The sequence below is a fragment of the Dyadobacter diqingensis genome, assembly GCF_024220585.1.
GTDB classification, from domain to species: Bacteria; Bacteroidota; Bacteroidia; order Cytophagales; family Spirosomataceae; genus Dyadobacter; species Dyadobacter diqingensis.
Genome location: NZ_JAMXKF010000011.1, coordinates 224,461 through 235,486, shown reverse-complemented (window position 1 = coordinate 235,486; position 11,026 = coordinate 224,461). Strand labels below are relative to the sequence as shown.

Here is an 11,026-nt window from a genome sequence, read left to right as displayed (position 1 = left end):
GCGTTTTTAGGAAAGTTTTTTTGGCTGTTGCAGGGGTGGATCGTTGGGACAAGGGAAACAGCCTTAAAAGGCTGGGTGCGCAGTAGCGGGTTGCCGCAGATTTGGGGTTTGGTGAGTCGGGATTGTGCAGGAAGACCTTGGAGATGGGGCTGGACAGGCTTTCCTTTTGGAGAAATGTGACACTATATATAGAATGTTGGCATTAAATGCGGTCTGAGACCGGCAACAACAGGTATTCCACCAAAACAAAAAGCCTGAAAGAACATGTACACCATATATACATGTTCTTTCAGGCCTCACAATGGTAGTCAAAAGCAAAATACCCTACTCGGCTACCAGAAACTGATATTTTCCTGAGCCCACCCTGATCACTTTAAACCCATCCTCGTCATTTTGTACCCGTACACCATTTAAGGCTGCAATGTCTGTACCGGTTTCGGTGACTTTTTGAGTACTTCCTTTTACAGGTATATATATAGTAGCAGATGTATTAACAGGAACCTCCACATTCAGGCTGAATTTCGCGCCGTCTATTTTCCAATCGGAAGCGACTTTTCCATAATAAGTATCAATACTGCCCGAAGCAGAGGTCAAACCACCACCCGGAACTGGCTTAATAATAATATCCTTATATCCGGCTCCCTCTTCTTTGGTATCGATCCCGGCAATGGAACGATACATCCAGTCGCCCACCGCGCCATAAGCGTAGTGATTAAAGGAAGTCATACTTGGATCCTGAAATGTACTGTCCGGCTTTTGCGAATCCCAGCGTTCCCAGATCGTAGTTGCTCCCATTTTCACAGGATACAACCATGACGGGTACGTTTCCTGCAACAATAACTTATAAGCGGTTTCAATTTCTCCAAAGCGGGTTAGAGAACTTGTCAGAAACGGCGTTCCTAAAAAACCAGTGGTAAGGTGATAATTATAACTCTTTATGTTATCAACCAATCGCTTCACAGCAACCGGTCGCACCGATTCGGGAAGCATATCAAATTGTAATGCAAGAACGTAGGCCGTTTGTGTTTCCGAAATTAGTCTCCCGCCGGGCGTTACATATTCCTGCTGAAAGGCTTTTCTGATCCTGCCTGCCAATGCTTCATAATCTTTGACATCATCCGTTTTCCCCAAAAGCTTTGCCGACTTTGCCATTAAGTCCACCACATAGGCGTAAAAACACTGGGTCACCAGATAATTGTCCGTAACAGCGGATTTTTGCCCGATCATTCCTTTGGAGTCATCAACACGGTAAGAAAGCCAGTCGCCAAACTGAAACCCTGTATTCCACAAATCATTTTTCGCCGCCTTCCTTATATAATCCAGATAAGCTTTCATACTTGGATACTGTTCCTCAACGATCCGCTTATCCCCATAGGCCACGTACATATTCCATGGGATAATGACACCGGCATCCGACCAGCCCGCCGCACTTTCAGGTCTGCCGAAAAATGACCCTTTCAAAATATCAGGGATCACAAAAGGAATTGCTCCATTGGGGTATTGTTCCGCAGCCACATCTTTCAGCCATTTCGCAAAGAAATTATTGACATTGAAGTTATAGGCAGCTGTTCTCGAAAACACCTCGGCATCCCCTGTCCATCCTAGACGCTCGTCCCTCTGCGGGCAATCTGTTGGCACGTCCAGGAAATTCCCCCGCTGTCCCCACTGGATGTTTTTCTGAAGCTGGTTAACAAGCGCATTCGAACATTCAAACTTGCCTGTCGGTTTCATGCCCGAATACAGCGCTATTGCTGTGAAATGATCCGGGTTCACCTTGCCCGCAAGCCCTTCCACACGAACATACCTGAATCCGTGAAATGTAAAATGCGGTTCAAATGTTTCCACACCTCCACCTTTCATTATATAAGTATCCTGCGCTTTTGCATTGCGAAGGTTATCAAAATAAAGATTTCCGGTTTTATCCAGCATTTCCACATGCGACAAAGTTATCCTACTCCCGGCATCACCTGAAACCTTCATCTGAATCCAACCAACCAGATTCTGACCAAAATCAAGCACGGTTTCTCCTTTCGGCGTAGTTAGTACTTTGACCGGTTTGATGCTTTCATGTTTTTGAATAAGTTCATGATTACTCGCAAACAGAATATTTTTGGCAAAATCCTTAACCTCCGCCTGCGACCATTTCCCGTCATCAAAAGAAGCCGTTGCCCAGCCTTTTTGTTCAAGCCGAGCATCGTAAACTTCTCCGTCATAGATTTCAGAACTCAGCATGGGGCCCTGCGAAACTTTCCAGCTGTTATCCGAAATAACAGTTTCTTTGCTCCCATCCGTATAAATGATCTGCAACTGAAACAACAGGGCCGTCTCTTTGCCATAGGTATTTGTTTTTTTCTCCCAGCCTAATTCTCCGCGGGACCATCCGCTGGCAAGACTAACGCCAACCGCATTTTTTCCGGAAAGCAAAAGTGGTGTAACGTCATATCTCTGATATAGCAATCGTTTCGCATAGGCCGTCCAGCCGGGTGTCAAAAACGCGTCGCCGATACGTTTCCCATTGATTTGTGCCTCATAAAGGCCTTTTGCTGTAATGAATGCAGTGGCAGATTTTATCTTTTTATTCGTAGAAAACGTTTTTCTGAACTGAGGGACGATTCCATAAACCGTATCTCCTTTTAACCCGGAGGCAATCCATTGAGCAGTAATTTCTGATTCCGGTTTGAACAACGCGGTGTAAAAAGTACCTTCGGTGGAAATCGCTGCTTTGCTTCCCTGATTATCCCATACTTTTACCTGCCAGCTATATTTCTTCCCCGATTCCAACGAAGTTCCGGCATAGGGAATATGGACCGAGTTTTCCGAAGCCACTTTTCCCGACGACCAAGCCTGTCTTTTTTCCTGCCGTACTGTTATTTCATAAGCCGTTTGCCTGACATTTCTTTTGGAAGATTCCAGCACCCAGCTAAATCTTGGCAGGACGACATCCAGCCCAACCGGGTTAGTCTGGCCTTCGGTTTTCAACCCTGTCACCGTTACTTGTGCAAAGGAAATTAAACTCAAAAAGACCAAAAAAGCGACAGAGTATAATTTTTTCATTGGATGATGCAGTTTTCTTTTAGAAACAATACGGTATGGAAATCTACTGACTGGAAAGACTTAATATTTGATCTTCGCAATTAGGTCGGATGCAATGGTTTAGGCCGAGAAAAAATAGACAATTGAAAAAAAGGATGAACTCCTGTTATCTAATCGCGGTTCTCACTCCGATCCATATATGACCACTTCCTAAACCCAGCAGTATTTCAATAATGAAAATTATTCTGATTGTCGTCGCAACTGTGTTCCTGTCCGTTCTTGCCGGATATAAATACTTCAATCATAAGTTTATCGTATATCAGGAAAGTCAGCACAAACAAGAAGTAGATTTTAAAGAGTCCCCAAGGTTTTTTCCAGATTCAACCAAAATGTCCGATACCGAGTTCTGGGCGTTAATCGACAAATCAAAAGAAGAGCATCCCAATCATTTCAATCATCAGATGGAAGCCTTAAAACTTCATTTATCGAAATTACCAAACGAAAAAATCGTTCAATTCGAAAAGACGCTGCGCGAAAAGATCATTGAACTTTTACATCATGACATCAAGTCTTTGTATCAAATTATTTACGGAGATTATATTTCAACGGATGAATTTTTATATTTTCGATTCTGGATCATTTCCAATGGCTCGAAGTATTTTGAAACTGCGCTTACAAGCACTGACGATCTTGCCGAAATTACTGAGTATAATGAAGATGGGGAGTCTTGGATGGGTATCACCGATGAAGCTTTTGCACTAAAAAACGGAGAAAACTCTAACCTGGTCTTTCCCCGTGATCAATCCGGAATGGTAGATTATGATCTGGGCAACTACAAAATGGCGAGAACATATACTGAGCTAAAAGATTTTAAAAATAAATTCCCCAAGCTATCCAAGAAATTCAGCTCCTTTTTCAACTAACATTAATACGATTTCCAAGAGACTTTTAACACAATCATACAGTAACTCAGCCATTCTTCGACTTTTAAAAATAAATAACCTGCGTCAAAATCTGCCAGGGTTATCATCACCGTGAATATTTATTAAAATGTCGAACCTCAATATAGATTCAATCAAAGCCCGCACTTTTGATGCGATTGTAATCGGAACAGGAATAAGTGGCGGCTGGGCGGCCAAGGAACTTACTGAAAAAGGATTAAAAACACTCGTTCTGGATCGGGGAAAGGATGTCAAACACATCCAGGACTATCCGACCACGAATATGCAGCCGTGGGAATTTCCACATTTGGGACAACCTTCCCTTGCCATCCGTGAACAGAATCCCATTGCCAGCAAACATTATATATTCAAGGAAGATGCGATGCACTTTGTCGTGAAAGACGCTGAGCACCCTTATATCCAGGACAAACCTTTCGACTGGATGCGGGGATATCAGGTGGGCGGACGTTCTTTGTTATGGGCAAGGCAAACGCAACGTTGGTCGGATTATGATTTTGAAGGCCCGGCACGGGATGGTTTTGCCGTAGACTGGCCAATACGCTATGCAGACATTGCTCCCTGGTATAGTTACGTTGAAAAATTTGCCGGCATTTCGGGGAACAAAGATGGTTTGCCTCAACTGCCGGATGGAGAATTTTTACCACCACATGAATTAACCTGTGTTGAAAAACATTTCAGCGAACAAACAGCTAAAAATTACAAAAACGCACGTCCTGTTATTATAGGAAGAGCCGCTCACATCACGGCTCCTCAACCCATACACACGCAGCAGGGACGCGCCAAATGCCAGCACCGTAATATTTGTCAGCGGGGTTGTCCGTTTGGCGGATATTTCAGCAGCAACGCTTCGACCATTCCCTGGGCGGAACGCACAGGCAATATGACCTTACGCCCAAATTCGGTGGTGCATTCCATTATCTATGATGAAAAGCAAAATAAGGCGACCGGAATAAGAGTCGTCGATACGCTGACGAAGGAAATGACGGAATATTATGCAAAAATCATTTTTGTAAATGCTTCGGCCATCAACTCCAACCTGATCTTGCTCAATTCAATATCGAATCGTTTTCCCAATGGCCTGGGAAATGACAGCGGTGTTTTGGGAAAATTCATCGGTTTTCATAATTATCGTGGCAGAGTCACTGCTGAATTTGATGGGTTTCATGATTCCACAACCGATGGAAAACGACCAAATGCTGCTTACATTCCACGTTTCCGTAACGTTTTCAAGCAGGAAACTGATTTTCTTCGCGGTTATGCGACATCTTTCTCCACTTCAAAAATGGGCAATCCGACGGATGGACTGGGGGAATCGCTGAAAGCAAACCTATTTAAACCTGAATCCGGTGGATGGATTGCCAACGCGCAAATGATGGGCGAAACTTTGATGAAAGAAAGCAATTTTATAAAACTGGATTCCGAACAAAAGGATAACTGGGGGATACCGAAACTCCATATGTCGGTGGATTTTGATGATAACGACATGAAAATGGTTCAGGATTTCTACGTGCAGTTATCTGAAATGCTGGATAAATCGGGTTTTACCAATATCAAAACATCCGACACCAAACGTAATCCCGGAAGTGAAAATCATGAAATGGGCGGCGTACGTATGGGGAAAGATCCAAAAACCTCCATGCTCAACAAATGGAATCAAATGCATCACTGTGCTAATGTGTTTGTTACCGACGGCGCGTCGATGACTTCCACTGCTACGCAAAATCCTTCGCTGACGTATATGGCCTTGACTGCGAGAGCGGTTGACTACGCGGTTCGGGAAATGAAAAAGGGAAATTTGTAACCAAAAAATGAAGTCAGCAAGTTTTAACTATTATAAAAATTCAGCGAATTTCGTTAATTTTAATAATCCAAGCTGACTATCTCTATGAAAATCAAATTGTTAAAATTTTCTACTGTTTTACTGCTTTCACTTTTCGCATTCGTGGCATGTGATGAAGGAACTGTGGAAGGCTCAACGGAACAGCAGATCTATTTCGAAGTAAGTTATTCCAACAGCGCCTGGGGAAATCAGTTTAAAGGTTTCATTATTGACCGGGACGGGCAGATCAGGCTTTACGAAAAGCCGGCTAAATGGAATCAGGTCAATGGAAAAAACGGGCTTACTTCGGGTCAGATCAAAGAAAACCTTTTGAACACGACGCTCGCATCAACGTCCATTGCTGCTGCGGATTTGAAAAACTATGTTTCAAAAAGCATTGCTATTAGCGACTCTGCCTTTTCCAAACCCGTCAGCGGCGGCGCAGACCGGGGAATAACCAGCTATTACGTTTATACCTACGACAAAGAAACGCAGGTTTATAAGTCCATTTTGGTTAGCCAGACTGGTGATATCGAAACATATAACAAAGATAAATCTGCGATTGAAGTTGCAGCCTGGCTGTCGACAGTGGTTGATCAGGTATATTAGAGGGGCTTTCGGCAATAGGCTGTTTCTCTTCCTGATTTTATTCACGTAAATCATGTAGAAACGCGTCGATCTGCTCTTTTTTGCTAATCATCCCTGCTTTCAGATTTCTTATAAAACAACAGGCTGCCCTTATGAAAGGACAGCCTGTTGTTTTTACAGCTCAGTTATTGATTAAAGTTTGAGTACGGATACGTTGTAGGTTTCCTTATCTCCCGATAAAATTACCTGGTAGACACCCGACGGTAATTTTGCAACGTCGAGATTGAAGTTGCCATTGACAATCTTCACCGCATCTTTTACAAATACCCTTTGTCCGGCAGAATTGATGATCTGAACCTGAACAGATTTAATTTCAGGATCAGGCAATTCCAGCGTCAGCATAGACTGAACCGGGTTGGGGAAAAACTTAATCTCTTTCGTTTGAAGCGAATTGATGTCGATGATACGGCTGTAAGCATATTTTCCGCCTTTGTCAACCTGTTTCAGACGATAATAACTTATTCCCTTCGGATTAGCGCTGTCAAGGAATTTATAGCGATTCAGTACAGATGAGTTTCCGATTCCGGATACTTTGCCAATTTCGGCAAAATTCTTTCCGTCTGTCGTTCTTTCAACAGCAAAATACTCATTGTTAACCTCCATCGTAGTTGCCCAGTTTAGTAGGTTTCCTTCAACCGTATTTTTTCCTTCAAATGTCGTTAGCGTAACAGGAAGCGGGCCGACTGGTGGGGCATCCGATAAACCAAAACCAGAAAATCCGGAATCAAAAGTGGCGGTGTAGGCCAGATCGGTATTGAAAGCCGCACTTCCCTGAACTTCCGCAAAGGATGAAGAAGCAACATTTCCTGCACCGATACTGCCTGCGCTTTTACCCATCGAAGTAATATCACCGCCATTAAAGTTTGGCAATTCCGCTGTCTTGTAATACAGCGTTATCTCATACTTTCCAGCCGGATTGTTATTCGTTGGCGTCACCTTGAATGTCTTCTTCGTTATTTTATAAGTTCCTACCCACGACGTTTCATCCACACCCGACCGATCGATTTCAACCGAAGTACATCCGTAATCGTGTGCCGTAAGGTTTTTGATTTTCGCCATAAGATTTCCTGTGGCCGGATCGTAGAACACTGCCGTTTCATTTGGCCCCAGATACTGCTGATCTGCATTACCCGTATTTACCGCCGTTAAAATGTCGGTCGAATGAGAACTGGTGAGTTTCACGTTGTCCACACCCCAATAGCCATCATAGATAGCCACATAACGGAAACGAATCTTCATATTAACATTAGCATATGCGTCCGGAATGTTAATGGTTTGCAGGTTAGCAGCTCCAAAAATTGATCCCAAATGCCCCGATGTCTGAGCTTGGGTTTGTACATTATGCCATGTGCTACCATCCCAGACATCAACCAAACCTTGTTCCGCAAATCCGCCGTTGTAGGGAAACCAATCCTGAGAATAAGTAAGTACAAGGTTCTTTTTCCCAACCGTATTGATAGCTGGTGATTCTATAATTTCATCCATCGTGATCGCGGTAGTTCCGGTTGCATCGCTATTCACAAAAAAGAACGGACGACCGGTTGCATCCAAAGTCGCATTACCATATTCTGTAAGCTGCCAGGTATCCAGCGTATTGCCTCCATTTTTTACGGTCCAGCCGCCCGAACCGTCATTGAAGCGCGAATTAAGTAATTCTTCTGTATAATTTCCAGGCGTAAGGTCATCGTCAACAATGGTCAGCTGATACGTTTGTAAGGATGCCGCCACAAAACCATTTCCTCCGTTTGCATTAATATTGTAAGAAAGATTGATGGTTTCGTTGCCTTCAACATATGCATCATTAAAAATCCTGATGGTAACATTTTGGGTTAATGCGCCTGCCTGCAACGTCACCGTCGAAGGTGTGATCGTATAATCGGCAGTAGATCCCAATTTCGCAGTACCGGTGGGCGCGTTGAAATTAACGGTTACCGGTTGCGTTGGAGCCTGGTCAATCTGCACGGTAACAACCTTATCGATATATTTAAAACAGCCCGAAATGGTTGTTGCTTCTCCTTCATTGATTGTTGATTTGTCGGTAATAAAATGTACAGTTGGTGTTACAGCGCAGGTAAATACCCGGACATCATCAATATACCAGCCGTCAGTGCCCCCGCACCCGTCCGTACCCACTTCCCAGCGGAATTTAATATTACCACCGGCTAAAAGACCTATGGACGTAAGATCAATCTGACTTTGCCCCCATGAGCCTTTTAAGGCTCCCTCATTAGCACCTGTAAACGCAGGCTGTCCTTGTAATGGATTGGTGTTTGCTGCCCCGCTTGTATTCAACGCGTTGTTGTAACCATTCGCAGTAAAGGCGGTCGCAGGTAATATTGTCCATGCTCCGCCATTTAAAGAGTATTTAATGTTACCGCCATCCCAGCCTGCTTCTGTGTTTACATAATGATCAAAGGCCATATTGAGATTACCTGCTGTTCCACCAGGAATGGTGATCAAAGGGCTTTCCAAACGAATGAGCCCCGCCTGATTGGAAGAAGTACAATTCCCACCCGGATAGTTAATACCAAAAGCCACTTTACCAGGTCTTCCGGCAGGAGCGGTAGATGATATCCACTGGCGCGCAACCCAGGAACCTGACGATGTCTGAGCGCTTACCGAAAATGCGCCCAGTCCTGATTCAAAATTTTCATTAAACAAAGCCAGTCCGGGACTAGCACCTGCGCACAAAGCCGCAACCGGTTTCAAAATAGGCTGAAAACCACAACCAGGCTCTGACCGGAGCTCAACTGCCAACAGTACTTTATTAAGTTCAACGGCGTCAGCCGCTGTAAGAATCTGTCCGGAATTGCCAACCGCCGCTCCCGTAGAAAGTCCCTGGAGATTGATCCCAACTAGATCCGTCAGTGAAGATTCGAGATAATCGGCCTGCGCCGCAAAATCAGTGGTTGCAGTCATATACACCGACTGTGCACGCCAGAAAATATGTGCGGCTTTGATTAAACCCAAGCCATTAATTGTTTGTCCATTATATGTCCCACCATCTACCAATAACGCATACGCATGGTTTAATACTCCCGAATTGGTATGCACTCCACCTTCATCGTTGGCCGCGCACCAATACTGCGGATCAGAAACTTTACCTGGTGCTCCCTTACAGGTCGGATCCCACATATCCCGCAGCGCTCCGCCGAAAGCAGAAGCTTTTTCGCCCATCTGCCAACGGGTCGAACTTGCACATCCGTTTCTAAGGGTACTGGTTTCTCCCGCATCCATATAATTGTCCAGCATATCAACGGTTTCTCCCCAGATATCAGAATAAGCTTCATTCATCGCGCCGGCCTGCCATGCGTAAATGAGGTTACTTGTGTATTCGGTATATGCGTGTGCCCATTCATGTGCCACTACATCATCTGCGGCAGTTCCGGTACAATAATTGGCGGTCGCCCCATTCCAGTTTGCGTTTGGACAACTGATACCCGGGGCGTTGTTGATGGTGATCATGGGTGCATCACTTCCGTTATAGGATATGCGACCAAAAGCATTTTTCATCAGATTGTAAATAAACCCGGATGTTTCAACTTCTGACTCCTGCCATTGATCCAGTGGTCCGTGTATGGCATCAAGCTCATCCCATTTCTTATTGGCAGGAGAGATAGACGTTTCATACAAAGTACGGTGTAGAGCACTATGAATACCGGTAAATTGCTCAACCAAAACGCCGGTATGCGCATCGATGTATAAAAACTCGCGCACATCAACGTCATTTCTAACCTCCACCTCATATACCAGTGATTTGTCTCCGTTATATCCTTGCGCCAGGCCTTTCTGAAAAATATACAGGCTACTCTTGTTGACTCTCAGCTGATTTTCAACCTTTTGTAATACTCCCTTTTGAACATATTTTATGGCCAGTGCCTCTGCCTCATGCTGCGCCAGTGTAGGCGCTGTATTGACCTTTATTTCTGAAATAAAATTACCATTGAGCGCGGTCAGCTCTTTGTTATTGTTGTAGTGAAACCTGTACATACCGTCAAATACCGGAACGCCCTTATAGGTTTGCTGAAGTGTAACATGTTCCAATCCGTAATTATCTGTCCGAATTTCTCTAAACCTGAAATCATCCTGATTAGCTCTTAAACCAAATATTTTAGGATTGACCGACATAAAATTTGCAGACTTTTGCTGCACATCGCCCCCGTCTGCCTGATAGGCTCTGGCAACAGGGAAACGTAAAAAACTGATCGAATTGGTTGCTTTATCGATCGTAGCAACAGAACCGGTTTTGGCCGCAAATGCATCAATTTCTCCCTTGACTGCATCCTGTGCCTGAGATACCTCTGCGCACAGGAAAACGGCACAAACAATTTGTAGAATTTTTTTCATAGATATGTAAGAATAAGTTCGGGATAACGAGATGCCAAAGTAGTAAATTATATTGTCGTATAGATCGTTGATTCTAAATATTTTATGAATTTTCCGCATAAAACCGACCCCATATCATCCACCCGACGGATTGCCTGTTTTTGTACTCATGATCCCTTCCGGCTGATACTAAACGTTCCTTCGTTGAAAGATCATTAAAAACAGTTTCCTGAATAGA

General features: G+C 44.1%; 6 protein-coding genes. 4 read left to right on the top strand and 2 right to left on the bottom strand.

The window, feature by feature from the left end; translation table 11 throughout:
* Positions 1-180, top strand: a 180-nt coding sequence (locus M1L62_RS25550; RefSeq protein ID WP_254562487.1) for a hypothetical protein, incomplete at its 5' end; no start/stop codon positions are given.
* Positions 181-324: 144 nt separating this feature from the next.
* Here the strand turns inward: M1L62_RS25550 and M1L62_RS25545 are convergent.
* Positions 325-3,054, bottom strand: a complete 2,730-nt coding sequence (locus M1L62_RS25545; protein ID WP_254562486.1) for a glycoside hydrolase family 78 protein — start codon at positions 3,052-3,054, stop codon at positions 325-327.
* A 212-nt stretch (positions 3,055-3,266) separates the two neighbouring features.
* Between M1L62_RS25545 and M1L62_RS25540 the strand changes: the two genes are divergently transcribed.
* The 3 genes from M1L62_RS25540 to M1L62_RS25530 all read left to right on the top strand — a co-directional run bounded on the left by M1L62_RS25540 (position 3,267) and on the right by M1L62_RS25530 (position 6,423).
* Positions 3,267-3,956 carry a DUF4240 domain-containing protein gene (locus M1L62_RS25540; RefSeq protein ID WP_254562485.1) on the top strand — a complete coding sequence of 230 codons (690 nt, stop codon included), beginning with the start codon at positions 3,267-3,269 and terminating at the stop codon, positions 3,954-3,956.
* A gap of 127 nt (positions 3,957-4,083) precedes the next feature.
* Positions 4,084-5,796 (top strand): GMC oxidoreductase, encoded by a 1,713-nt coding sequence (locus tag M1L62_RS25535; RefSeq protein ID WP_254562484.1) that lies wholly within the window; start codon positions 4,084-4,086, stop codon positions 5,794-5,796.
* An 84-nt stretch (positions 5,797-5,880) separates the two neighbouring features.
* A complete protein-coding gene (locus M1L62_RS25530; RefSeq protein ID WP_254562483.1) occupies positions 5,881-6,423 on the top strand; it encodes a hypothetical protein in 543 nt (180 codons plus the stop codon).
* 171 nt (positions 6,424-6,594) lie between these two features.
* Here M1L62_RS25530 and M1L62_RS25525 read toward each other — a convergent pair whose 3' ends face one another.
* Positions 6,595-10,809, bottom strand: a complete 4,215-nt coding sequence (locus tag M1L62_RS25525; protein WP_254562482.1) for a M4 family metallopeptidase — start codon at positions 10,807-10,809, stop codon at positions 6,595-6,597.
* Positions 10,810-11,026 lie beyond the last annotated feature (217 nt).

Excerpts from the sequence above, each read along its gene's own strand:
- M1L62_RS25545 (WP_254562486.1), bottom strand. The coding sequence starts at position 3,054 with ATGAAAAAATTATACTCTGTCGCTTTTTTGGTCTTTTTGAGTTTAATT.
- M1L62_RS25535 (WP_254562484.1), top strand. The coding sequence starts at position 4,084 with ATGTCGAACCTCAATATAGATTCAATCAAAGCCCGCACTTTTGATGCG.
- M1L62_RS25530 (WP_254562483.1), top strand. The coding sequence starts at position 5,881 with ATGAAAATCAAATTGTTAAAATTTTCTACTGTTTTACTGCTTTCACTT.
- M1L62_RS25540 (WP_254562485.1), top strand. The coding sequence starts at position 3,267 with ATGAAAATTATTCTGATTGTCGTCGCAACTGTGTTCCTGTCCGTTCTT.
- M1L62_RS25525 (WP_254562482.1), bottom strand. The coding sequence starts at position 10,809 with ATGAAAAAAATTCTACAAATTGTTTGTGCCGTTTTCCTGTGCGCAGAG.